This window comes from Neorhizobium sp. USDA 3394, from assembly GCF_056280385.1.
Window position 1 is genome coordinate 489,693 of record NZ_JBWCDU010000001.1, and the last position, 24,169, is coordinate 513,861.

21 protein-coding genes and 1 pseudogene are annotated in these 24,169 nt (G+C 62.0%); 15 read left to right on the forward strand and 7 right to left on the reverse strand.

The genetic code is table 11. The features are described from left to right. Positions 1 to 207: 207 nt before the first annotated feature. Entirely contained in the window at positions 208 to 1,314 is a 1,107-nt protein-coding gene (locus ACZ9EJ_RS02120; protein ID WP_046629123.1) for a TRAP transporter substrate-binding protein, read from the forward strand. Positions 1,315 to 1,397: 83 nt separating this feature from the next. Here the strand turns inward: ACZ9EJ_RS02120 and ACZ9EJ_RS02125 are convergent, their stop codons facing one another. From ACZ9EJ_RS02125 to ACZ9EJ_RS02135, 3 genes are all read right to left on the reverse strand, one after another. Beyond that, positions 1,398 to 2,333 (reverse strand): FkbM family methyltransferase, encoded by a 936-nt coding sequence (locus ACZ9EJ_RS02125; protein ID WP_046639536.1) that lies wholly within the window; start codon positions 2,331 to 2,333, stop codon positions 1,398 to 1,400. A 313-nt stretch (positions 2,334 to 2,646) separates the two neighbouring features. Further along, the gene (locus ACZ9EJ_RS02130) at positions 2,647 to 4,149 is read right to left on the reverse strand and encodes a TRAP transporter large permease (protein WP_046629127.1); all 1,503 of its coding nucleotides are present in this window, start codon (positions 4,147 to 4,149) and stop codon (positions 2,647 to 2,649) included. Positions 4,150 to 4,174: 25 nt separating this feature from the next. Beyond that, positions 4,175 to 4,714, reverse strand: a complete 540-nt coding sequence (locus tag ACZ9EJ_RS02135) for a TRAP transporter small permease subunit (RefSeq protein ID WP_046639537.1) — start codon at positions 4,712 to 4,714, stop codon at positions 4,175 to 4,177. Positions 4,715 to 5,029: 315 nt separating this feature from the next. Here ACZ9EJ_RS02135 and ACZ9EJ_RS02140 point away from each other — a divergent pair, with 315 nt between their 5' ends. From ACZ9EJ_RS02140 to ACZ9EJ_RS02180, 9 genes are all read left to right on the forward strand, one after another. Further along, positions 5,030 to 7,351 (forward strand): GGDEF domain-containing phosphodiesterase, encoded by a 2,322-nt coding sequence (locus ACZ9EJ_RS02140; RefSeq protein ID WP_046639601.1) that lies wholly within the window; start codon positions 5,030 to 5,032, stop codon positions 7,349 to 7,351. A 168-nt stretch (positions 7,352 to 7,519) separates the two neighbouring features. Further along, positions 7,520 to 8,278, forward strand: coding sequence for an N-acyl amino acid synthase FeeM domain-containing protein (locus ACZ9EJ_RS02145; RefSeq protein WP_046629130.1), 759 nt, complete (start codon positions 7,520 to 7,522; stop codon positions 8,276 to 8,278). 191 nt (positions 8,279 to 8,469) lie between these two features. Continuing rightward, positions 8,470 to 8,694, forward strand: coding sequence for an aa3-type cytochrome c oxidase subunit IV (locus tag ACZ9EJ_RS02150; protein ID WP_046629326.1), 225 nt, complete (start codon positions 8,470 to 8,472; stop codon positions 8,692 to 8,694). Positions 8,695 to 8,780: 86 nt separating this feature from the next. After that, positions 8,781 to 10,061, forward strand: a complete 1,281-nt coding sequence (locus ACZ9EJ_RS02155) for a Re/Si-specific NAD(P)(+) transhydrogenase subunit alpha (protein ID WP_080955683.1) — start codon at positions 8,781 to 8,783, stop codon at positions 10,059 to 10,061. Beyond that, positions 10,061 to 10,459 carry a proton-translocating transhydrogenase family protein gene (locus ACZ9EJ_RS02160; protein ID WP_007768069.1) on the forward strand — a complete coding sequence of 133 codons (399 nt, stop codon included), beginning with the start codon at positions 10,061 to 10,063 and terminating at the stop codon, positions 10,457 to 10,459. Before ACZ9EJ_RS02155 ends, ACZ9EJ_RS02160 begins: the two co-directional genes overlap by 1 nt. Positions 10,460 to 10,472: 13 nt before the next feature. Beyond that, on the forward strand, positions 10,473 to 11,873 hold the full coding sequence (locus ACZ9EJ_RS02165; protein WP_046629131.1) for an NAD(P)(+) transhydrogenase (Re/Si-specific) subunit beta: 1,401 nt from the start codon (positions 10,473 to 10,475) through the stop codon (positions 11,871 to 11,873). A gap of 98 nt (positions 11,874 to 11,971) precedes the next feature. Beyond that, positions 11,972 to 12,142: a hypothetical protein gene (locus ACZ9EJ_RS02170; RefSeq protein ID WP_251091051.1), complete on the forward strand. Its 171-nt coding sequence runs from the start codon at positions 11,972 to 11,974 to the stop codon at positions 12,140 to 12,142. Between the two features lie 10 nt (positions 12,143 to 12,152). Beyond that, entirely contained in the window at positions 12,153 to 13,118 is a 966-nt protein-coding gene (locus tag ACZ9EJ_RS02175; protein WP_046639603.1) for an acetylxylan esterase, read from the forward strand. Beyond that, positions 13,115 to 13,843 (forward strand): esterase family protein, encoded by a 729-nt coding sequence (locus ACZ9EJ_RS02180; protein ID WP_046639538.1) that lies wholly within the window; start codon positions 13,115 to 13,117, stop codon positions 13,841 to 13,843. The genes ACZ9EJ_RS02175 and ACZ9EJ_RS02180 overlap by 4 nt, the downstream gene beginning before the upstream one ends. 39 nt (positions 13,844 to 13,882) lie before the next feature. Here the strand turns inward: ACZ9EJ_RS02180 and ACZ9EJ_RS02185 are convergent, their stop codons facing one another. Both ACZ9EJ_RS02185 and rpsU read right to left on the reverse strand, forming a co-directional pair. Further along, positions 13,883 to 14,770: a tetratricopeptide repeat protein gene (locus ACZ9EJ_RS02185; RefSeq protein WP_046629336.1), complete on the reverse strand. Its 888-nt coding sequence runs from the start codon at positions 14,768 to 14,770 to the stop codon at positions 13,883 to 13,885. 120 nt (positions 14,771 to 14,890) lie between these two features. Continuing rightward, entirely contained in the window at positions 14,891 to 15,136 is a 246-nt protein-coding gene (gene rpsU / locus ACZ9EJ_RS02190; RefSeq protein ID WP_037077280.1) for a 30S ribosomal protein S21, read from the reverse strand. Positions 15,137 to 15,603: 467 nt separating this feature from the next. Here rpsU and ACZ9EJ_RS02195 point away from each other — a divergent pair, with 467 nt between their 5' ends. The 5 genes and pseudogenes from ACZ9EJ_RS02195 (at position 15,604) to ACZ9EJ_RS02215 (ending at position 21,344) form a co-directional block, all read left to right on the forward strand. Continuing rightward, a complete protein-coding gene (locus ACZ9EJ_RS02195; protein WP_046639539.1) occupies positions 15,604 to 16,857 on the forward strand; it encodes a sarcosine oxidase subunit beta family protein in 1,254 nt (417 codons plus the stop codon). Positions 16,858 to 17,101: 244 nt separating this feature from the next. Then, a complete protein-coding gene (locus ACZ9EJ_RS02200) occupies positions 17,102 to 17,443 on the forward strand; it encodes a sarcosine oxidase subunit delta (RefSeq protein ID WP_046639604.1) in 342 nt (113 codons plus the stop codon). Continuing rightward, positions 17,440 to 20,416 (forward strand): annotated as a pseudogene (locus ACZ9EJ_RS02205) (sarcosine oxidase subunit alpha). The gene ACZ9EJ_RS02200 and the pseudogene ACZ9EJ_RS02205 overlap by 4 nt, the downstream one beginning before the upstream one ends. After that, positions 20,409 to 20,969 carry a sarcosine oxidase subunit gamma gene (locus tag ACZ9EJ_RS02210; RefSeq protein ID WP_046639541.1) on the forward strand — a complete coding sequence of 187 codons (561 nt, stop codon included), beginning with the start codon at positions 20,409 to 20,411 and terminating at the stop codon, positions 20,967 to 20,969. Before ACZ9EJ_RS02205 ends, ACZ9EJ_RS02210 begins: the two are co-directional and overlap by 8 nt. A 66-nt stretch (positions 20,970 to 21,035) precedes the next feature. Further along, on the forward strand, positions 21,036 to 21,344 hold the full coding sequence (locus ACZ9EJ_RS02215) for a hypothetical protein (protein WP_046639542.1): 309 nt from the start codon (positions 21,036 to 21,038) through the stop codon (positions 21,342 to 21,344). Between the two features lie 125 nt (positions 21,345 to 21,469). Here ACZ9EJ_RS02215 and ACZ9EJ_RS02220 read toward each other — a convergent pair whose 3' ends face one another. Both ACZ9EJ_RS02220 and glgX read right to left on the reverse strand, forming a co-directional pair. Then, positions 21,470 to 21,955, reverse strand: coding sequence for a MaoC family dehydratase (locus tag ACZ9EJ_RS02220; RefSeq protein ID WP_046629146.1), 486 nt, complete (start codon positions 21,953 to 21,955; stop codon positions 21,470 to 21,472). 135 nt (positions 21,956 to 22,090) lie between these two features. Then, positions 22,091 to 24,040, reverse strand: a complete 1,950-nt coding sequence (gene glgX, locus ACZ9EJ_RS02225; protein ID WP_046639543.1) for a glycogen debranching protein GlgX — start codon at positions 24,038 to 24,040, stop codon at positions 22,091 to 22,093. Between the last annotated feature and the right edge of the window lie 129 nt (positions 24,041 to 24,169).

Consider the following 24,169-nt stretch of genomic DNA (forward strand, 5'->3'; position numbering starts at 1 on the left):
CCAAAGAATAAGCATTTCTGCTTTGAAATGTCTTATGAATCCGGTTTGGGCGGGACGCTACGAAAGTCTAAGGACAAAAGACGTTCCCGCATTAAGGAATATTAGCTCCGGCGCTTGCAACCCATAGGCCAAAATGTTTACCTCGCCCCAGGATCGGGGGAGTGGGAACAGATAATCCCTCCGGTTTGTCTTACTGGGAGGTATTTCATGGATCGTCGTTCATTCTTTAAAAAGGCCGCCGTCACCGGCGCCGGCGCAGCTGCCGCTACGGTGCTCGCCGCACCGGCCATCGCGCAGTCGAACCCGAAAGTCACCTGGCGTCTGACGTCTTCATTCCCGAAGTCGCTGGACACCATCTATGGCGGCGCGGAAGACATCGCCAAGCATGTCGCCGCATCGACCGACGGCAATTTCACCATTCAGCCGTTTGCCGCCGGTGAAATCGTTCCGGCCGGTCAGGCCCTGGATGCCGTCAGCAATGCGACGGTCGAAATGTGCCATACCTGCTCCTATTATTTCGTGGGCAAGGATCCGACATTTGCCATCGGCACGGCGATTCCCTTCGGCCTCAACGCCCGGCTGAGCAATGCGTGGTTCTACGAGGGCAATGGCAACAAATTCCTCAACGAGTTTTATGCCAAGCACAATGTCTATGGACTTCCGGCAGGTAATACGGGTGCCCAGATGGGCGGCTGGTTCCGCAAGGAAATCAATACGGTAGACGATTTCAAGGGCGTCAAGATGCGCATCGCCGGGCTTGCTGGCAAGGTGGTCGAGAAGCTCGGTGTCGTGCCGCAGCAGATACCCGGCGGCGACATCTACCCGGCGCTCGAAAAGGGTACGATCGACGCTGCGGAATGGGTTGGACCCTATGACGACTACAAGCTCGGCTTCTACAAGGTGACCAAATACTATTACTATCCGGCCTTCTGGGAAGGTGGCCCGGTTATCCATGCTTTCATGAATTTGGACAAGTGGAACGCGCTGCCGAAGGCTTACCAGGCCGCGCTCAGCGATGCCTGCGCCTTCGCCAATACCAACATGATGGCAAAGTACGATTCCAAGAACCCGACGGCGATCAAGCAGATCGTCTCGCAGGGCACCACCCTTCGCCCGTTCAGCCAGGAAATCCTCGAAGCCTGCTACAAGGCATCTCTTGAGGTCTACAAGGAAATTTCGGCTTCGAACGAGACCTTCAAGAAGATCTACGAAGATCAGGTCGCCTTCAAGAAGGAAGCCTATCTCTGGATGCAGCTGTCGGAATATACCTACGACACCTTCATGATGATCCAGCAGCGCAGCGGCAAGCTCTGATCCCAGATCAGGCAAGTGTCATTTCAGGAACCCCGGATCGAAAGGTCCGGGGTTTTTGTCTGGGTTGACGCCGCGGGGGCGGTTCAAGCCGGGGAGGCGGAGGCTGAAGCGCGGTTCATGAAGCGGCTGAGTACTTCCCGGGAAGGGAATGCCAGCATGTTTGCGTAGGTCCGCGGCTCGGGGCGGTCGAACCGTTTGAGAACCGGTCCACCGCCATGGCGGAAATTCCATATCAGCTTTTCCAGCTTGGAAGCCGATGCAGGCGCATATTCCAAGCCGTAGAATTGATAGTCCGGCAGGCAGGCGGTGAGCTCGCCGAAGTCCTCTGGTCCTGCGAGATGGCCATGAAATTCGAGGGACACGATAGGCCGGTTGACGGCGATGGTGGCGCGAAGTCCTTTCAGAACGCGCAGTGCGAACCCCTCCACATCGATCTTGATGAAATCGACCCTGGTTATTCCGAGCTGTCTGACGAGTTTGTCGGCTTCGAAAACCGGCAGGCGCAGGATGCGGCTATGCCCCGATGGCCGATCGTCCTCCGCGAAGCCACGGGCGCCCGGGTTCCCCTCGATATTTTCGCGGTACATCAGCGTGTCGTCGCGGTCGCCGAGAGCGGCCTGATGCAGTCGGATGTTGTCGAGCCGGTTCGAGCGAATGTTATCGATCAGCCGCCTGAAGACTTCCGGTTTCGGTTCGAAGCAATGGATCTCGGCGAAGTCTCGATTGAGGTGAATGGCGTGGTTGCCGATATTGGCGCCGACATCGAGCGCGATGGCGCCAGGCTCGAAACGGCCCCGCAGGAATTCCAGGAATCGTCCTTCAAACCAGCCTTCAACGAAAATAGCCTCGTCGATGCTTTGCGCGGGATCCAGCTTGAAGATGTATCCCCGGTTGGTGCAGTGAATGAAGACTTCGCTCTCTTTTGCGAACCGCCTGCGCCGCAACGGCTCGACTATGGTCCGGCCGATCGACCTTCGCACAACGTACATCGCATTCGGCAGGACGTGGCTTATCTGCATGTCGAGATCCGAGCGCTTCAGCCAAACTGGTTTGGGACGGCCGACGTCAGCGTCCCGTCTGCCAAACTTTATACGCTCGAAGGGCCGGTTAGGATGGCTACCTAAGTGTTAGCTGCGCCGGGATCCGGCGCCGGGCCTCGATCCGAATACGACTATTGCGGTAGAGGAAAGGCCAAAAGGCGGGTTTGACGTGCGGCTCCGGATTGCGCGGACTTCGCCGGCCTCCGTTGCCGGGTAGGAACGGCGCGGGAGGACAGAGCGTCAACTCTGTCCTCCCGCGGAATCCCTCTCAAGGCTGGACGGAAGGCCGCCCTTAGGGGTTGATCTTCGGTGGCTCGCCGAAATTCGGCATGCCGGGCAGGCCCTGCTGTCCCGGCTGGGCCGGGGCGCCGTCCATCGGCGGCAGGCCGAAATTCGGCATCTGGTTGCCGCCGCCGTTGCCGAAGCCGGGGATCTCGATCTTGATCGTGTTGAGGTCGACGTCCGGTGCCTTGTCCAGCCAGTAGGTGACGGATTCGGGCCAGAAGATCACGATGGCGACGAGGACCAGCTGCATGCAGAGCCACGGAATGGCGCCGAGATAGATATCCTTCGTCTTCACCGATTTCGGCGCGATCGAGCGCAGGTAAAAGAGCGCAAAGCCGAAGGGCGGGTGCATGAAGCTGGTCTGCATGTTGATGCAGAGCAGAACGCCGAACCAGATCAGGTCGATGCCGAGAGCGCTTGCGACCGGCGCCAGCATCGGGATGACGATGAAGGCGATCTCGAAGAAATCGAGGAAGAAGGCGAGGAAGAAGATGAAGATGTTGACGAAGATCAGGAAGCCGAGGGCGCCGCCGGGAACGTGCGACAGAAGATGCTCGATCCACAGGCCTCCGTCCATGCCCTGGAAGACCAGGCTGAAGCAGGTCGCGCCGACCAGGATGAAGACGACCATGGAGGTGATCGTCATCGTCGAATGCATGCCCTGACGCAGCAGATCCCAGGTGAGGCGGCGATGCATGGCGGCGATCACCATGGCACCGACGACACCGAGGGCGCCTGCTTCCGTCGGGGTCGCGAGGCCCATGAAAATGGTGCCGAGCACGAGGAAGATCAGCACGATCGAGGGGACCATGCCCCAGAGGACCTTCATGACCAGGGCCATGTTCATCTCGCCCCGCGCTTCCAGCGGCAGCGGCGGAACGTCCTTCGGCCGGAAGATCGACAGGCCGAGGATGAACAGCATGAAGATCGTCACCTGCAGGATCGAAGGCCCGATCGCGCCGAGATACATGTCGCCGACGGAACGGCCGAGCTGGTCGGCCAGCACGATCAGCACGAGCGAGGGCGGGATGACCTGGGTGATCGTGCCCGAGGCGGCGATGACGCCGGTCGCAAGCCGCGGGTTGTAGCCGTATTTCAGCATGATCGGCAGCGAGATCACGCCCATGGTGATGACTGACGCCGCCACCGTGCCGGTGATCGCGCCGAGGATGGCGCCAACGACGATAACCGCATAGGCGAGGCCGCCGGGGACGGCGCCGAACAGCTTGCCGGTTCCTTCGAGCAGGTCCTCGGCCAGGCCGCAGCGCTCGAGGATCGCTCCCATGAAGGTGAAGAAGGGAATGGCGAGCAGCAGGTCGTTGGAGACGATGCCGAAGATGCGGAACGGCAGCGCCTGCATGAAGGCGAATTCGAAATGGCCGGTGGCAATGCCGAGAAGACCGAAGAAGAGGCCGACGGCCGAGAGCGAGAAGGCGACCGGGAAGCCGTAAAGCATGAAGATGATCATGCCGAGGAACATTGCCGGTGGCATTATACCGTATTGGAACATGAGCGGTTATCCCCCGAAAATGGTGTTATTGCAGCGGCTTTTCGTAGGTCGTATCGACCTGGAGGACGCCCAAAAGACCGGCTATGCGCTTCACCAGTTCGGAAAACCCCTGCAGCGCAAGGAGGCCGAAACCCGCAACGATGATGAGTTTCACCGGCCAGCGGATAAGGCCGCCGGCGTTCGAGGACACTTCGCCCTGCGCGTAGGAGAGCGCGAAGAAAGGCCAGGCAAGCCATGCGAGATAGATGCAGGCCGGAATGAGGAAGACGATCAGGCCGATCGTATCGATCCACAGGCGGGCGCGATCGGAAACTGCGCCGTAGATGAGGTCGACGCGCACATGCTCATTCAGCTTCAGAGTGTGGGACGCGCCCAGAAGCACGATGAAGCCGAAAAGATACCACTGGATTTCAAGCCAGCCGTTGGAGCTGTAGTTGAAGAGGTAGCGGATGAGCGCATTGCCGGCGCTGATGAGCGTGCAGGCGAGAACGAGATAGCCGGAAAATTTGCCAATAATTTCGCTGAGGCGGTCGATGAGACCGCTGATCTTCAACAATGCAGCCATGGTTTCCCCAATTCAACGGGTCTCTCTTATCCCGCCCGCCCTGGCATGGCGATGTAAACCAAGGTCTAATAAAATGAAAGTCCTAAAAGCCTGGGTTTTCGTCTACAAAAAGCAGGTGTCGAAGGGAGTTGCGCAAGCCGTGAAGGGGTTGCGTCGCTGCCGCAGGTTGCGTGATCGAAATTTTAGCTATCCTGTTGTCAATTTATTGAGCAAACTCTCAAGAACCCCCCAATGAAAGGGGGGGCTGAGGTCCGCGGACAAGCAATTTTTAAAGGGTTTCCCGCAGAGTCGGCCGGAAGACAAGGGATGAACCCGATGAAAGAGACAGAAGCGAAGACGCTGTCGACGGATGTGTATCTGTCGTTCGTCACGTCGCTATTTGGAAATCGCGGCACATTGTGGACCGGCGTGGTTGTTCACGTCCTGTGGTGCCTGCTCGTTTTCCATTACAGCGGTGCGCAATTCTATCTCCTGTTTGCCTGCGGCTTCGCGGCGGTCTTCGCCTATCGCATGTACTGGTTCCAGCGGTTCGACAAGGTGGACAAGGGCTCGCTCACCTATGACGGGATTGCCGCCTGGGAGCAGCAATATGTGATCGGCGCGTTCCTCGCGGCGTTTCTGCTCGGCATCGCCAGCGGCTATGCCCTGCTGGTGCTGGAAAACCCGTTCGTCGGCTTCACCTGCATCGCCATGACGCTCGGCTCGATGATGTCGATCGTCGGCCGAAACTATGGCTCGCGCATCGCCGTCGATCTGCAGACGCTCGGCTGCTGCGGTCCGATCCTGATTGCCTGCCTGTTCACCGAGGATCTGCATCTGGCGCTGATGTCGCTGCTGCCCATCCCCTTCGGCCTGACCACCAGGTCGATGGCCAACGGCGTGCGCGAATTCCTTTATGAGAACGTCATTGCGTCGCGGAAGATGGCGATCATCGCCGGCCGCTTCGATATCGCATTGAAGACGATCTCCCATGGCCTGGTGATGCTCGACGGCGAAGGCAAGATCCAGGTGATCAACCGCCGCGCCCGCGATCTGCTCGGCCTCGACAAGAAAATCGATCTCAAGGACCGCGATTTCGCCGCCGTGCTCTGCGAGGACGCGGAGAATGCGCCCGAGAGCATCCTGCGGCAGCTTTCCAAACTGGCCGACGGTTCGCTCGAACGCGCGCTTTTCAAGTTCAAGGACGACCGCCATCTCGAATTCTCGGTCAGCCCGCGCACCGACGGCGGTGTCGTGCTCATCTTCGAAGACGTCACCGCACGTCTCGCTGCCGAGGAAAAGGTGCTGCACATGGTGCGGTTCGACGCCTTGACCGGCCTGCCGAACCGCGGCCACTTCGCGGATCTCGCGACCAAGAAGCTGAAGCGGCGGGGCGAAGCGCTCGCGGCGCTCGCCATGTTCGACGTGGACGGTTTCAAGCATGTCAACGACCTGCGCGGCCATGTGGTCGGCGACCGATTGCTTGCGGCTATCGCAACGAGGCTGTCGGCTCTGAGGAGCGACGGCCTGCTGGCGGGTCGCCTGGTCGGCGACGAGTTCGTCGTGTTGCTGACGGGCGGCGACGACAGTTGCGAACTGGAGCGTCAGATCCGCCGCATTCACGCCGAGATCCAGGGCGACTATTACGTCGACGGACTTCGCCTTCCCGTTTCGATGAACAGCGGCTGCGTCATCCTGCCGTCGCAGGACTTCGAAATGGAAAACTGGCAGATCAAGGCTGACCTTGCGCTCAACCATGCGAAATCCACCGGCAACGGCACGCTGACGGTGTTCCTTTCGGAAATGGACGCCCAGTATATCGACGAGCAGAAGCTCCGCGTCGATCTTCGCCAGGCGATCGAGAACCATGGCCTGCATGTCGTCTATCAGCCGATGTATCGCCCCGACGGCTCCGGCATCGAATGCAGCGAGGCGCTGGTGCGCTGGCGCCATCCGGAGCGCGGCATGGTCGGACCCAACGTCTTCATTCCCATGGCCGAGGACATGGGGCTCGTCTCGCATATCACCCATCTGGTGCTCGATCAGGCCTGCCGCGACTGCGCGACCTGGCCGGAGCCCATGGCCGTTTCCGTCAACCTGTCGATCCAAGACCTGCGCAACGACGATATCGTCACTTACGTGGCGGACGTGCTGAAGCGTTATTCGCTCGATCCGTCGCGGCTGCATCTCGAAGTCACCGAAAGCTGCTTCATGGACGAGCCGGTGGCGGTCAGCGCCATTCTCAACCAGTTCCGCGTGACGGGCGTGACGATCGCCATCGACGATTTCGGCACCGGCTTCTCGAGCCTCAGCTATCTCGACTCCCTGCCGCTCGACGTCGTCAAGATCGACCGGGCGTTCATCCGCAATATCGCCGAGGACCAGCGCAAGCTGAAGCTCCTGCGCGGCATCGTGCACCTGTCGCGCGAACTCGGCCTGAAGATCGTCGTCGAGGGCGTGGAGACCAAGGAACAGCTTGCGCTGATCAACCGCCACCGGTTCTCCGATCTGGTCCAGGGTTACGTCTTCTCGGTGCCGGTCGCTTCGGAAAAGATCATCGAACTGGCGGCGGAGGCCGCTCCCGCCTCCAAGCTTCCGTCCATCCGCCGTGGTGCCAAAAATGCACAGGCCTCGCCTCTGCGGGCCGCGGCGCGCTGAATTCCGCCTGAAATTGCAATAGTGTTAACGGACCTGGCACCTCACGGGATGCCGGTTAACCATTTGTTAACCATAATATTTGGTATTTTATTCAATTCGTGTTCCGTTCATTGCAGGTTGTGGAACTTTTAGGGTTAATCCATGGTTAAAGCTCATGGAACAAACCCGATGCCCTTAGGTCACACCTCTTCCGACGGAAACTTCTCAGCCAAACTTCTTTCCACTCTCGACCACGTTGAATATCGGCGGATCGAGAGTAATGAGGATTTCGAGGATATCGCCAGGCTGCGATACAAGGCCTACAAGACCCACAACGTGCTGCCGGTCGCGGCGACCAAGCTTATCGACGAGATCGACTTCGACAAAAATGCGCATGTCTTCGGCGTCTATTACGACGAGGAACTGGTCAGCACGATCCGCCTCCACCACGTCACGCCGGAACACCGGGTCTGCCAGTCGATCAGCATTTTCCCCGAGGCAGTGAACGGCCTTCTGGATGCCGGAATGACGTTGATCGATTCAGCGCGTTTTGCGATCGCCCCGGAATATGCCAGCGAACTTTCGGCCATGCCTTATCTGACCGTGCGCCTGACACCGGTCGCGGCGATTTATTTCGATGCGGACCGGGTGCTGCAGCCGATCCGTCCGGCGCATGCGGCATTTTACCGCCGCTTCTTCTATGCCCAGCCGCTCGTGCCGCCCAGACGGATCCCGCTCTACGATTTCGATCTGATGCTGCTCGCCTCGCAGACCCGCGAATTGCGCTCGAAGATGATGAAGCGCTTCCCGGCCTTCCAGTCGGAAGCCTATGAACGCCGCCTGCTGTTTGCGCGCTCCTCGAATTTCGACACTGCGCCGCTCACCATCCTGCCGACGGCCCGCATCGCCGGCCGGCCGAACTCCCCCGAAATGTCCTATCTGAGCTGAAGCGCCGAAGCTTGGGCGTACCGGAAGCCATTGTGGCGGCATTGCGCTTTCCCATGGCTTTGTGTAAGGCCTGAAGTGACCTCCATCGTGCCGAACGAGGCATGATTCCGGATGTCGACAAGGGTTTTCCCCGCGCGCGCCCACGCTTCGATCAAGCGGACCGCATGCGGCTGATGAAGGAGACGGGACTGATGGACAATCACCATAGCGGGCCGGTGGAAACGGGTGCTCCCATGGATTACGCGGAACATGACCGGACCTACAACGCCTTCCTCGCGGGTGCGAAATGGGGCACGATGGTCATCGTCATCCTGATGATCGCCATGGCTGCCGGTTTCTTCGGCGGTGCAGGCTTCATCGGCAGCCTTCTCGTGTTCATCATTCTCAATATCGCCGGCGTTTTCCTGCTGCGTTGATCCGGCTCGGCCAGCCCGGCCACCGGCTTTGAGGCAGGGCGAAATATTTCGCCCGCCTTGCGATATCGACTGGGAGGAGACAGTCTTTGCCGAAGATCGTATTTGTATGCCGCGAAGGTTCCGACGAACCGCGCGTGTCCGCTTCGCCCGAGAGCGTCAAGCGGCTTTCCGGACTTGGCTTGTCGATTCTGGTTGAGAGCGGAGCGGGCCTTTCCTCCGGTGTTCCCGATGCGGATTTCGAAGCCACGGGCGCCCGCATTGCCGGTCCCGGCGAGGTCGGTTCGGCGGATATCATCCTGAAGGTCAACCGCCCGACTGCGGCGGAGATGGCGTCCTATAAGCCGGGCGCGGTCGTGTTTGCGGTCATGGACCCGTATGGCAACGAGGCGGCGCTTGCTGACATGGCGAAAGCCGGGCTCACCACCTTTGCCATGGAACTGATGCCGCGCATCACCCGCGCCCAGTCGATGGACGTGCTGTCGTCCCAGGCGAACCTTGCCGGGTATCGCGCCGTCATCGACGCATCCCATGAATATGGCCGCGCCATGCCGATGATGATGACCGCCGCCGGCACCGTGCCCGCCGCAAAGGTGTTCGTCATGGGTGCCGGCGTTGCCGGCCTGCAGGCGATCGCCACGGCCCGGCGTCTCGGCGCCGTCGTATCCGCCACCGACGTTCGCCCCGCCGCCAAGGAACAGGTCGCCTCGCTCGGCGCCAAGTTCATCGCGGTCGAGGACGAGGAATTCAAGGCGGCCGAAACCGCCGCCGGCTATGCCAAGCCGATGTCCGAAGCCTATCAGGCCAAGCAGGCGGCACTGGTCGCCGAGCATATCGCCAAGCAGGACATCGTCATCACCACGGCTCTCATTCCCGGCCGTCCGGCCCCGAAGCTGGTAACGCGCGCCATGCTGGCGTCGATGAAGCCGGGTTCCGTGGCAGTCGATCTCGCGGTCGAGCGCGGCGGCAATATCGAAGGTTCGGAAAAGGGCAAGGTCGCCGATGTCGAGGGTGTCACCGTGATCGGTTACGCCAATGTTGCAGGCCGCATCGCCGCCTCCGCCTCGGCGCTTTATGCGCGCAACCTGTTCGCCTTCATCGAGACCATGGTCGACAAGGGCACCAAGGAATTTGCCGTCAATGCCGAAGACGAGCTGGTCAAGGCGACCATGCTGACCAATGGCGGCCAGGTCGTGCATCCGAATTTCGCCGCGGCTGCGGCTGCGCATGCCGGCGAGGCACCGGTTGTCGTGACGGCTGGCCCGACGGCGACCCCGGCGGGGGAGCCGGCGGCCGCAAAACCAACCCGCGCCCGCAAAAAACCTGACGCCGAGACGACCGGGGATGCCGCAGCCGAGGAGACGCTTTGATGGCCAGTGAAGCAATGGAAAAGGCGCTGGAGCAGCTCGACCAGGCCGTAAATGCCGTGGTGAGCGCAGCCGCCCAGGCGCCGGAAGCCGCAAGTGCGGCAACCGGCGGGGCTATCGATCCTTTCGTGTTCCGGCTGGCGATCTTCGTGCTGTCTATCTTCGTCGGCTATTACGTCGTCTGGTCGGTGACGCCGGCGCTGCATACGCCGCTGATGGCTGTCACCAACGCGATCTCCTCGGTCATCGTCGTCGGCGCGCTGCTTGCGGTCGGCGTATCGGCGAGCGGGTTTGCGACCGGCTTCGGTTTCGTCGCGCTGGTGCTCGTCTCGGTGAACATTTTTGGCGGCTTCCTGGTAACCAGCCGGATGCTTGCCATGTACAAGAAAAAAGATCGCTGAGGGTTCGGATACCATGTCGCAGAGCCTCGCAGCTTTCCTTTACCTCGTCTCCGGCGTGCTGTTCATCATGGCGCTCCGGGGTCTTTCCCACCCGACGACCAGCCGCAAGGGCAATGTCTACGGCATGGTCGGCATGGGCATCGCCATCGTCACCACCCTGCTGCTCGCCACGCCCACGTTCGGCGGCTTCATCCTGATCGTGCTGGCGCTCAGCATCGGCGGCGGGGCAGGGGCCTATATCGCCCGTACCATTCCGATGACGGCGATGCCGCAGCTCGTTGCCGGCTTCCATTCGCTGGTCGGCTTTGCCGCCGTGATGGTGGCGGCGGCAGCACTTTATGCCCCCGATTCCTTCGGCATCGGTGCGGTCGGCCATATCCACGGCCAGGCGCTGATCGAACTGGCGCTTGGCGCTGCGATCGGCGCGATCACCTTTACCGGCTCGGTCATCGCCTTCCTGAAGCTCGACGGGCGGATGTCCGGCAAGCCGATCATGCTGCCTTACCGCCACTTCATCAATATCGGCCTGCTGGTGCTGGTCGTCGTCTTCATCTTCGGCCTTGTGCAGACCGAAAGCCATTTCGACTTCTGGCTGGTCGTGGTGCTGGCGCTGGCGCTCGGCGTGCTCCTGATCGTGCCGATCGGCGGCGCCGACATGCCGGTCGTCGTGTCGATGCTGAACTCCTATTCCGGCTGGGCGGCCGCCGGCATCGGGTTTACGCTCGGCAACCTTGCGCTGATCATCACCGGCGCGCTGGTCGGTTCCTCCGGCGCGATCCTCTCCTACATCATGTGCAAGGGCATGAACCGCTCCTTCATCTCGGTCATCCTGGGCGGCTTCGGCGGCGAGACGGCGTCTGCTGCCGGCGACGACGGCGTGCAGCGGACGGTGAAGCAGGGCTCGGCCGACGACGCGGCCTTCCTGATGCAGAACGCCGAGAAGGTGATCATCGTGCCGGGTTACGGCATGGCCGTCGCCCAGGCGCAGCATGCTCTGAGAGAGCTTGCCGATACGCTGAAGAGCCACGGCGTCGAGGTGAAATACGCGATCCATCCGGTCGCCGGCCGCATGCCGGGCCATATGAACGTGCTGCTCGCCGAAGCCAACGTCCCCTATGACGAGGTCTTCGAACTCGAAGACATCAACGCGGAGTTCGCGCAAGCCGACGTCGCCTATGTCATCGGCGCCAACGACGTCACCAACCCGGCAGCCCGCGACGACAAGACCTCGCCGATCTACGGCATGCCGATCCTCGACGTCGACAAGGCCAAGACCTGCCTGTTCGTCAAGCGCTCGCTCGGTTCTGGCTATGCCGGCATCGACAACACGCTGTTCTACAAGGACGGCACGATGATGCTGCTCGGCGACGCCAAGAAGATGACCGAGGACATCGTCAAGGCGATGAAGCACTGAGTGCTTAGCGGATAGTGAGCAGTGAATTGAAGCCCGGCAGTGCCGGGCTTTTTTGTGAAGACGCTTCGTGCGAGATTGGAAGGGAGCAGGAGGCCAGAATGGTGAAGATTGCCGATCAGACACGCGCAGCCGAAGAGCCTTCTCAGTGGGAATCGCAGCAGCCTCTCTCCCAGGTTTCCCGTGAAGAGGTTTTGAGGCGATTGGAAAAATTCCGTGGCCGGCTTCCTGACGATTTTGTCTTCGACCGGGATGATGCGAATTGCCGGTAATTTTTCGAGCATGACCATCCCCACCAGTCACCCTTACGATTTCGATCCCACCTATGGCATGGGGCTGAGGCAGCTTCAGGCCGTGGTGCCGCCTCAGGCGCCGGAGGGTTTCGATACGTTCTGGAAGGACCGGTACCGGCGGGCGATGACCGTCGATCCGGAGCCGGGCCTGCGCAAGAACGGGCTCGACCATCCGAAATGGCATGTCTTCGACATCGCCTATATGTCGACCGGCCGGTTTCCGATCGGCGGCTGGCTGCTGTTGCCGAGAAAAGGTGAAATCCGACGCGGCCTCGTCGTCGGCCATGGATATGGCGGGCGCGATGCGCCGGATCTCGAAATCCCGGTCGAGGAAACCGCCATCCTCTTTCCCTGCTTTCGCGGCATGTCGCGCAGCACACGTCCGCCGATCTCGCCGGACTCCTATTGGCACGTGCTGCACGATATCGACAAGCCGGACCGTTACATCATCGGCGGCTGCGTCGACGACCTGTGGGTCGCGGTGAGCATGCTGATCGCCCTCTATCCCTGGCTGTCCGGCCATATCGGCTATAGCGGCATCAGCTTCGGCGGCGGCATCGGCGGCCTTGCCATCCCCTTCGACAACAGGATCGACCGCGGGCATCTGTCACTGCCGACCTTCGGGCACCAGGAATTGCGGCTGAAGCTGAAAAGCATCGGCAGCGCCGCCTCCGTCCAGGCCTATCAGGCGAAATACGGCAATGCGTTGAAGACGCTGCGCCTGCATGATTCGGCGGTGGCGGCGAGCCGCATATCCGTGCCGATGCTGACGAGTGTCGCGCTGTTCGATCCCGCCGTTGCGCCGCCCTGCCAGTTCGCCGTCGCCAATGCCATTCCGGGATCAAAATTTAATGAAATCTTCATCCTGGACGCCGGACATTTCGATTATCCTGGTGGCGTATTGCAAGAGGCGGCCCTTCGCGAGAGGGTCGGACAGTTTTTCAAGGTGTCATGAACCGCGAATATCTGCGCTGGTACAGCCAGCGGCTCCATCGAGACATGGAACTCCTGGTGTTCGGCCACGCCGGCGCCAAGGTGCTGATGTTCCCGACCCGCGAGGGGCGTTTCTGGGAATATGAAGAGCTCGGCATCGTCGGAAGCCTCGCCGACAAGGTCCGCGCCGGTCAGCTGCAGCTCTATTGCGTCGACGGACTGGCCGCGGAGACGTTTTACGACGGCCGCCAGCATCCCTCGATGCGGATCCGCAGGCATGCGGCATTCGAGGATTACATCCTCAACGAGGTTCTGCCCCTCATGGCCAGCCGGAACGGACATGACTGCACGATCGTGCAGGGCTGCAGTCTCGGAGCCTTCCAGGCGGCCAGCCTCGTCTTTCGCCATCCGCATCTGTTCCGCAAGCTTGTCGCGTTTTCGGGACGGTACGACCTGACGCTGAAGGTCGAGGCGTTCGGCGATCTGCTGGACGGCTATTACGACGATACCGTCTATTTCCACACCCCATCGCATTTCCTGCCAGGCATCAGTAGCGGATGGCAGCTCGAAAGGCTGCGGCAGGTGGAGATCGTGCTGACGATCGGCAATGCCGACCCGTTCCTCGACAACAACCAGCATCTCAGCCAGGTTCTGTCCGAAAAGGGTGTCGGGCATCGCATGCATGTCTGGGACGGCCGCGCGCACCGGGCCGGCGCCTGGCGCAAGATGGCGGCCCTTTATATCTGAGGGCAGGGCGGAACTTCGCTCGGCCGGCAGGCGGGGATATCAGGTGCTGGCGCGGGTGCGGGCCGCGCCGTCCTGGGCCGGCTTATAATTGGGGTCGAGACGCATTGCGTGCGAATAGGACTTGTAGGCACGCGCCTTGTCGCCGCGGCGTTCATAGACCAGAGCCTGGTTCGCCCAGGATTCGGCGAGCTTGTCGTTGAGTTCGATCGCGCGGTTGAAGTCCGCAAACGCGTTGTCGTCGTCGTTCAAGGCGACATAGGAAATGCCGCGGCCGTTATAGGGCTCGGGCGAATTCGCCGACAGGGAGATGGCTTTCGAGAAATCGTCGATCGCCTGGGCGTGCTGGCCGCGCTGCTGGTAGATCAGGCCGCGGTTGTGCCAGGCCCGGCCGTCGGTGGTTTCCAGCTGGATCGCCTTGTTGAAGTCGTTGAAGGCTTCGTTGTTACGGCCGGCCTGGCGATAGATATTGCCGCGGCCGATATAGGCGACGTCGTAGTTCGGGTTGATCTGCAGTGAACGGTTGTAGTCGTTCGCCGCTTCGACGGGCTTGCCCATGTTGCGATAGACCAGCGCCCGGTTGGCATAGGCCTGGTAGAACTGCGGGTTGAGCTGGATGGCGCGGTTAAAGTCCTCCAGCGCCTTCGAAAACTCGCCGGCGCGTCCATAGGCTGTACCACGGACATTGTAGGCTTCCGGATCCTGCGGGCTGGAACTGATGACGGAAGAGAGCGAGGCGATGTTCTCTTGGGACCCCTGGGCGCGATCGACGGTGATCATGTCGGTCGAGGTCGTGGTCGAGCAGCCGGCGAGCGCCAGAAGGGCGATCAGCGCGGCAGGCAATGCTGTTTTGCGACGGACGGGAGAAACCTGGTTCAAGAGGCCGGAAATTTCGGTTCCACGATAGAGAACGGGGTTTTTGGCGGCCATCAGGCGCATTTCCTCATGTCGGGGCAAAGGCATTGGAAGTCTCGGACCAAATCAAAAGAGCGGCGGCGCCCATGTCGCCACCGCCCTGAAAGCACATGAAAACGTCCAAAAAACGGCCGATCAACGAGCCGGGCGTGCTGGAACCGTACGAGCCGGAGCTGCAATCAGGCCTTCGCGCTGCATGCGCTTGCGAGCCAGCTTGCGAACGCGACGAACAGCCTCTGCCTTTTCACGGGCCCGCTTCTGCGACGGCTTCTCGTAATAATCGCGCATCTTCATTTCGCGGAAAATGCCTTCGCGCTGCATCTTCTTCTTGAGAGCGCGGAGCGCCTGGTCGACGTTGTTGTCGCGGACTAGTACCTGCACGTGAATCCCGTTCCTTTGGTTTGTTGCTCGCCTGGATCGGTACGATTCGAGGCGAAAGAATAACGTCCGCTCGGCCTGGAGCCGTGCGATTGATGACGGCAGATAGCAGAAGAGATGTGCGAAGTCCAGACGCATTAAGCTTGATTGCGCCAAATCGGCGGCCTTTTGCGGGGGTGGCATGAATGGGAGGGGCCTGTCGTGGTCCATGATCCGAATGCGGCCCCAGCCGGAAGCAGTCGATCCGACGGTTATCCGGGCAGGTTTCGCGATATCTCGGCCAGGCGCCGCAGCGTCCGGCACGTCGGTCGGATGTCGTCCAATCGACAGCCGATCCTGCCGGTGTCGATAGAGAAGGCGAATGCGTCGCAATAGAGCCATTGCGACGCATATTGATTTGCGATGGGTATGGCACTACCCAAATGCCGGCCCTGCGATTAGGGCTGACGATCCGAGGAGTTCGAGGCGAGATGCGCAAATATTCGGTTTTCGCCGTGGCCCGCGAGGCGATGCGTGCCCACAAGGGCTGGGAAGCGCAATGGGCCTCTCCGGAGCCGCGCAGCGCATACGACGTGATTATCGTCGGCGCCGGCGGGCATGGCCTGGGCGCTGCCTATTACCTGGCCAAGGAGCACGGCATCACCAATGTCGCGGTGATCGAAAAGGGCTGGCTCGGCGGCGGCAATACCGGCCGCAACACGACGATCATCCGTTCCAACTATCTCTATGAAGAGAGCATGGACATCTACGAGCATTCGCTGAAGCTCTGGGAGGGCTTGAGCCAGGATCTCAACTACAATGTCATGTATTCGCCCCGCGGCGTGATGATGCTGTCGCACAACACCCATGACATGCAGAGCTTCAAGCGGCATATCAACGCCAACCGGCTCTACGGCATCGACAACGAATGGCTGACGCCGGAGCAGGCCAAGGCCTATGTGCCGCCGCTCGATATTGCCAAGACGGCGCGTTACCCGATCAACGGCGCCGCCCTGCAGCGGCGCGGCGGCACTGCCCGCCACGATGCGGTCGCCTGGGGTTATGCGCGGGCCGCGTCGGATCGCGGCGTTCACATCATCCAGAATTGCGAAGTGACCGGCATCCGTCGCGGCCCGAACGGCGAGGTTCTGGGCGTCGAGACGAGCAAGGGCTTCATCGGGGCGAAGAAAATCGGCGTTTCGGCCGCCGGGCATTCGTCCGTGGTGATGGAGATGGCCGGCGTGCGTGTGCCGCTCCATTCAACTCCGCTGCAGGCGCTGGTCTCGGAACCACTCAAGCCGATCTTCCCCTGCGTCGTCATGTCGAACACGGTGCATGCCTATATCTCGCAGTCGGACAAGGGCGAACTCGTCATCGGCGCCGGCACCGACCAGTACAATTCCTATTCCCAGACCGGCGGTCTGCAGATCATCACCCATACGCTCGACGCCATCTGCGAGCTTTTCCCGATCTTCCGTCGGGTGAAGATGATGCGCCAGTGGGGCGGTATCACCGACAACACGCCGGACCGCTCGCCGATCCAGGGCATCACGCCGGTGCCGGGACTGTTCGTCAATTGCGGCTGGGGAACCGGCGGCTTCAAGGCTACGCCTGGTTCGGCCAATCTCTTCGCGCATCTGATCGCCAAGGGCGAACCGCACCGGCTGGCGGCGGGGCTGACGCTCGACCGGTTCCGGACAGGACGGCTGATCGACGAGGCGGCTGCCGCCGCGGTGGCGCATTGATGTTGGCGGCTTTCGACATTTTTGCGGGCGCAGGATGGGGTCCTTCTTCTCCCCAGCGGGGAGAAGGTGGCGGCAGCCGGATGAGGGGGGCGTCAAGGCAAGCTCGTCCTTCGCTTGTCGCTCGGACGCTCGCTCCTTTCGTCGCTCGCCCCCTCATCCGCCCTTCGGGCACCTTCTCCCCGCTGGGGAGAAGAGGGAACGCGAGGCTGGCTTTTACACCGACCCTATGTGCCGGGAGACTTTCATGCTGCTGATCCATTGCCCCTATTGCGACGAAGACCGCTCGGAACTGGAATTCCGCTGGGCCGGCGAGGCGCATATTGCGCGGCCGGAAAATATCTCGGCGATTTCCGACGAGGAATTCGCGGAATATTTCTTCCTGCGCAACAACGAAAAAGGCCTCACCTATGAACGCTGGCGGCATATCCATGGCTGCGGCCGGTTCTTCAACGCGGCGCGCGACACGGTGAGCGACCGGTTCCTGACGACCTACAAGGCGGGAATGCCGAAGCAGCCGCTCCCCGAAACCGGGGCCTCGGAAAAGACCGTCGAGACCTATGAAGCGACCGAAGGAGACGCACGATGAGCGCTTCCTCCAATTCAGGCACCTTCCGCATCAAGGGTGCGGGCCGGTTGACGCCCGCCCGCACGGCGCGGTTCACCTTCGACGGCAAGAGTTATACTGCGCTGGAAGGCGATACCGTCGCCTCGGCGCTGCTGGCGCATGGCGTGCACCTGCTCGGCCGCTCGTTCAAATACCATCGGCCGCGCGGCATTCTGTCCGCCGGTCCGGAAGAGCCGAATGCGCTGATCGACGTGTCGCGCGATGCGGCGCGGCGCCAGCCGAACGTGCGGGCCACCGTGCAGGAAGTCTTCGACGGGGCGAAGATCGCCTCGCAGAACCGCTGGCCGTCGCTCAAGTTCGATGTCGGGGCGGTCAACAATCTGTTCTCGCCGTTCTTTGCGGCCGGTTTCTACTACAAGACCTTCATGTGGCCGCGCGAGGCCTGGGTGAAGATCTACGAACCCTTCATCCGCCGGGCGGCCGGCCTCGGCGTCGCGCCGACGGAAGAGGATCCGGATCACTATGCCAACCGCTACGCCCATTGCGACGTGCTGATCGCCGGCGCCGGCGTGGCTGGCCTGACGGCGGCGCTTTCGGCGGCTGCGACAGGGGCAAGCGTTTTCCTGGTCGACGAACAGCCGGAAGTCGGCGGCGCCCTGCATTACGACACGGCGACCACGATCGACGGACAGAACGGTTACGACTGGGCGCAGGCGACGGCGGCAAAGCTTAAGGCCATGCCGAACGTGACGGTGCTGACCCGCACGACGGTGTTCGGTTATTACAACCACGGTTTCCTCGGCCTCGTGGAGCGGGTGACCGACCATGTCGCCAAGCCCGGCAAGGATCTGCCGCGCGAGCGGTTGTGGCAGGTGCGGGCGAAAAAAAGTGGTGCTGGCGACCGGTTCGATCGAGCGGCACATGGTATTCGCCAACAACGACCGGCCGGGCATCATGCTGGCCTCTGCGGCACGCACGTTCCTCAACCATCACGGCGTCGCGGTTGGTAGACAGATCGGCGTCTACACGGCGCATGATTCGGCCTATGAAGCCGCCTTCGACCTGAAGCGGGCGGGCGTCTCGATCGCGGCGATCGTCGATTGTCGTGCCGATCCCGGCGAGGCGCTGCTGGCGGAAGCCCGTGCGCTTGGCATCTCCGTGCTGAGCGGCCATTCGGTGACCGATACCGGCGGCCGGCTGCGGATTTCCTCGATGACCGTGGCGCGCAACGGCGGCGGCGATGCCCGCAAGATCCCGGTCGACGCGCTGATCGTTTCGGCCGGCTGGACGCCTTCGGTGCACCTGTTTTCGCAGTCGCGCGGAAAACTGCGGTTCGACGACGTCAACCAGCGTTTCCTGCCGAATATCTATGCACAGGACTGCGTTTCCGTCGGCTCCTGCAACGGCACGGACGATCTGGCCGAACTGATCGACGAGGCGATTGCGGCAGGCGGCGGTTCGGTGGCGCTTGCGGGCGAAAACCGGTTCGAATGGACCGGCGGCATGATCGGTGCGGCGGAAGGCGCGGGGCCGGACACGACGGTGAAGGCTTTCGTCGATTTCCAGCACGACGTGACCGCCAAGGACATCCGTCTTGCAGTGCGCGAGGGCATGCATTCGATCGAGCATATCAAGCGCTTCACCACCAACGGCATGGCGTCCGACCAGGGCAAGCTTTCCAACATGCACGGCCTCGCCATCGCCGCCGAAATGCTCGACCGGCCGATCCCGCAGGTGGGGCTCACCACGTTCCGGGCGCCCTATACGCCGGTCACCTACGGCACGCTGGTCGGCCATTCGCGTGGAGAGCTTTTCGATCCGGCGCGCAAGACGCCGATGCACGCACTCGAAACGGCTGAAGGCGCCGAATTCGAGGATGTCGGCAACTGGAAACGCGCCTGGTATTACCCGAGGCGCGGCGAGGACATGCTGGCGGCCGTCAACCGCGAATGCCGGACGGTGCGCGAAGTGGCGGGCGTGTTCAACGGTTCGACGCTCGGCAAGATCGAGGTGGTCGGCCCGGATGCGGCGCAGTTCCTCAACCTCCTCTATACGAATGCCTGGGATACGCTGAAGCCCGGCAAGAGCCGCTACGGGATCATGACCCGCGAGGACGGTTTCGTTTATGACGACGGCGTCGTCGGCCGGCTTGCCGAGGACCGTTTTCATGTGACGACCACGACCGGCGGCGCGCCACGCGTGCTGCATCACATGGAAGACTATCTGCAGACGGAATTCCCGCATCTCAAGGTCTGGCTCACCTCGACCACCGAGCAATGGGCAGTCATCGCCGTGCAGGGGCCGAAGGCGCGGGAGATCATCCAGCCCTTCGTCGAGGGCGTCGATATTTCCAACGAGGCGTTTCCGCATATGAGCGTGGCGGAATGCAGCGTGATGGGCGTGCCGGCGCGGCTCTTCCGGGTGTCGTTCACGGGCGAGCTCGGTTACGAAATCAACGTGCCGGCCGACTACGGCCCGGCGGTGTGGAAGGCGATCTGGGAACGGGCGGAGCCGATGGGCGCCTGCCTCTACGGCACCGAAACCATGCACGTGCTGCGTGCCGAAAAGGGCTATATCATCGTCGGCCAGGATACGGACGGTACGGTAACGCCACACGATGCGGGCCTCGGCTGGGCGGTGTCCTCCAAGAAACCGGATTTTGTCGGCATTCGCGGGCTGAAGCGCCCGGACCTGGTGCGCGAAAACCGCAAGCAGCTCGTCGGGTTGCTGACCAAGGACCCGGCCGTGGTGTTGGAAGAGGGCGGCCAGATCGTCGCCGATCCGAACCAGGCCAAGCCGATGACCATGCTCGGCCATGTGACCTCCGCATACTGGTCGGAGAATTGCGGCCGGTCGATCGCGCTGGCGCTGGTTGCCGGCGGAAGGGCGCGGATCGGCGAGACGCTGCATGTGCCGCTGAAAGACAGGACGATCGAAGTGGAAGTGACCGACATGGTATTCTTCGACAAGGATGGAGGCCGCATCCATGGCTGATTCTGGGGCTGATCTGGCAAACCGCACTTCGCCTCTTTCCGGTTTCCACGGCGGTTCGTCGACCGTCCGTCTCGAAGCCGCACCGCCCGCCGAGCGCATTTCGCTGCGCGCCAGGGCCGAGGATGTCGCGGCGCTCTCTTCGGCGCTCGGCGTCGATCTGCCGGTCAGGCCGAAAACCTCGGCTTCCGGCAATGGTCGCTCGGCACTGTGGCTCGGGCCGGACGAATGGCTGGTGATCGCGGAAGGGGACGGCGGGCTGATGCAGGCCGCGAAGAATTCCGGCGCGCTGCATTCCGCGACCGATGTTTCGCACCGCAATACGGCGCTCCTGGTGTCGGGGCCGGGGGCTGCAGCGGCGATCAACGCCGGCTGCCCGCAGGACCTGTCGCTGAAGGCCTTTCCGGTCGGCGCCTGCTCGCGGACCGTTTTCGGCAAGGTGGAAATCGTGCTTCTGCGAACCGGTGGCGATGCCTTCCGGATGGAGGTCTGGCGGTCGTTTTCGGACTATGCCTTCGGCCTTCTGGCGGAAGGCGCACAGGACGCGGCCGTCTAAGACAATAGCCTCACTTGACTTGCTCTGACAGAACCTCACTCTCCTCATGAGAATGGGGAGGATGTCATGGGACAATTCACACTGATGGCAATTGCCGTCGTTGCGGCGGTGATCGGCGGGGCGATTGCCGCAAAACTTGCCGGAATCGAGATCTGGAAAGGTGCGCTGATCGGCGCCTGCGCGTCGGTTGCGGGGGCGATCGCCTTCTTCGTACCGGGGATCGACCGGAGCCTCTCTATCCCGATAGCGGGATTGATCGGGGCCGGCATTTCCGGCGCGGCCGTCGGCCTGACGCCGACCGGCACCGCCCACCTCGCGATCGGCGCGGCACTGCTGCCGCTCATCGGTTTCGTGCTGATGGAAATGGGGGCTTAGGCGGCGCGCGGATCACTCGCCGGGCTGGCGGGATTTGCTTGTGGTAAAAGGCGATGCGAGGATACGGCCCCCGACGACCTGTTCCCGGAACGCTTGTCTGATTTCGTCTTCGGATGCCATCGCGCTCACACTCCTTCGGGACGGTCCTTCGGATCGAACTGGATGATGGTGATCCAGATGGCCGTGAGCGCCGGTTTCCTCTCGTTCTCGATCTCGATCGAGATGTCATAGGTGGTCATCAGCATGCCTGCGCCGCGGAAGCGGGTTTCGGCCAGCGTGAAATGGCCGCGGATGCGGCTGCCGCTCTTGACCGGCGACATGAAGCGGATGCGGTCGAAACCGTAATTGATGCCCATCGTCTGTTCGCGGATTCTCGGCACGCAGTCGAAGTTCATGGCGGACAGCAGCGACAGCGTCAGGAAACCGTGGGCGATGGTGCCGCCGAAGGGGCTTTCGGCAAGCGCCCGTTCCGGATCGACATGGATGAACTGATGGTCGTGGGTGGCCTTGGCGAAGAGGTCGATCATCGGCTGATCCACCGTGAGCCAGTCCGATACGCCGACTTCCGTGCCAACCAGACCCCCGACCTCGGTTAGCGAAATTTCACGCATGCGACCTCACTGATGTCTTCGAGAATTAAACGCCGTTTCGGGCGAAGAACCGCCTCGTGCGCTTCCCGGAATTGCTCTGATGGCTGGCGGACTTTACAGGGTTTGCCTTGGTTGGCGAGTGATTTTTGCGGCGCATCATTCTTCGATGCAGAAACGTACCGAACGGGCGGGAAGCACCTGATTCCACAGCTCCCGGGAGCTGAAATGTCTCCAGCCCCAGCCGGGAAGCGCAAAGCTTACCTGCTCGTGGCCGCGGTTGAAGAGGATGGCGATGCGGGTGTCCTTGTCGGTCTGCCGGTCGAGCGTCTTCAGCACCATGCCGAGCACCGGGTTGCCGGGATTTTCCCAGTCGCCGACCTCCATGGGCTTGCCGGAGGCGGACAGCCATTCGATATCGCCGTTGCCGGTGAAGAAGGAGGTTTCCGAAAAGACCGCGAAGCGCTTTCGAAGCGCGGCGAGCATGGCGGTGTGTTCGATCAGCGCCTTGTCGATCTTGCTCCAATCGAACCAGGTGATGGCATTGTCCTGGCAATAGGCATTGTTGTTGCCGCGCTGGCTGCGTCCGGCTTCGTCGCCCATGGTCAGCATCACCGTGCCGCGGCTGGCAAACAGGGTGGAGATGAGGGCGGCGACATCGCGCCGGCGGTTTTCGACGATGGTGACATCGTCGGTCTGGCCTTCGACGCCGTTGTTCCAGGAAAAGTTCTCGCCGTGGCCGTCGCGGTTGGCTTCGCCGTTCGCCTCGTTGTGCTTATGCTCGTTGGAGACGAGATCCATCAGGGTGAAACCGTCATGGGCGGCGAGGAAGTTGACCGTGCGCGTGCGGCCGGACTTCTCGAAGATGTCGGAGGAGCCTGCAAGCCTCGTTGCGAGCGCGCCGGTCGTCCAAAGGTCGCCACGCCAGTAACGGCGCATGTCGTCGCGGGAGCGGTCGTTCCATTCGAGGAAGGGTTCCGGGAAATTGCCGAGCTGATAACCGCCGGGGCCGATATCCCAAGGCTCGGCGATCAGGATACGGTCCTTCAGCGCCTCGTCCGATATCATCGCCTTCAGCGTCTCGCCCTTGGCATCGAAACCGCTTTCCGTGCGGCCGATGATCGGGGCAAGGTCGAAACGGAAGCCGTCTATGCCGGCATGCACGACGAAATGCCGGAGCGTGTCGATGATCAGCCGGCGGACGTAAGGGTGGTCGCAGGCGACGGTGTTGCCGGTGCCGGTATCGTTGACGAGGTGGCCCGGCTCGCCGGGCACGTGGCGATAATAGGCGCGGTTGTCGAGGCCGCGCATGGAAAGGGTCGCGCCAAACCGGTCGCTTTCGCCGGTATGGTTGAAGACGAGGTCGAGAATGGTGCCGATGCCGGCCTGGTGCAGTGTCGCGACCGTCTCGCGCAGTTCCCTGATGCCGCCGGGGCAGAGGCGCGGGTCGAGCGCCATGAAGGCGATCGGATTGTATCCCCAGCCGTTGGTGAGGCCGAGCGGGGGCAGGTGGCGTTCGTCGATCCAGGCGGTGATCGGCATCAGCTCGATCGCATCCACCCCGATCTTCTTCAGGTGCGCGACGATCGAGGGATGGGCAAGCGCCGCGACCGTGCCGCGCTGTTTTTCCGGGATCGCCGGGTGGAGCATGGTGAAGGGTTTTACCGCGACCTCGTAGACGAAGCCGCCGGGCGGCAGGATCGGGCGGCCGATCTTGGCGAGCGGATCGCGGGTAATGATCGTCTTCGGCACGAGATCGGCGGTATCGACGCCGAACATCGAGAGCCGGGCATCGTGCCGGAAGGGACGGTCGAGCTCGCGGGCATAGGGATCGACGAGCAGTTTCGACGAATCGAACCAGGAGCCGTTGTCGGGATCGTAGGCGCCCCAGGCGCGGTAGCCGTAACGGGCGCCGGCACCGAGCGCCGGCACCGAGATGCGATGAATGTCGTCACGGCCGCGCACCAGCCGGTGGCGGGCGGTTTCCTTCTTTCCCTCGGCGTCGAAGAGGCAGAGTTCGATCCGCTCGGCATGGTGCGACCAGACGGCGAAATCCGCGCCGTCTGCTGTCAGGGATACGCCGAGTTTCGGGTCAGACGGTCTGGCCAATGGTGTTACCCCCCTCTGCCCTGCCGGGCATCTCCCCCTCAAGGGGAGAGATCTGCAAGACGCACTGCTTTATTACCCCGGCGACGCTAACGGGAGGCGAGGCGTTGCTCCATCCGATCTCCCCCCTTG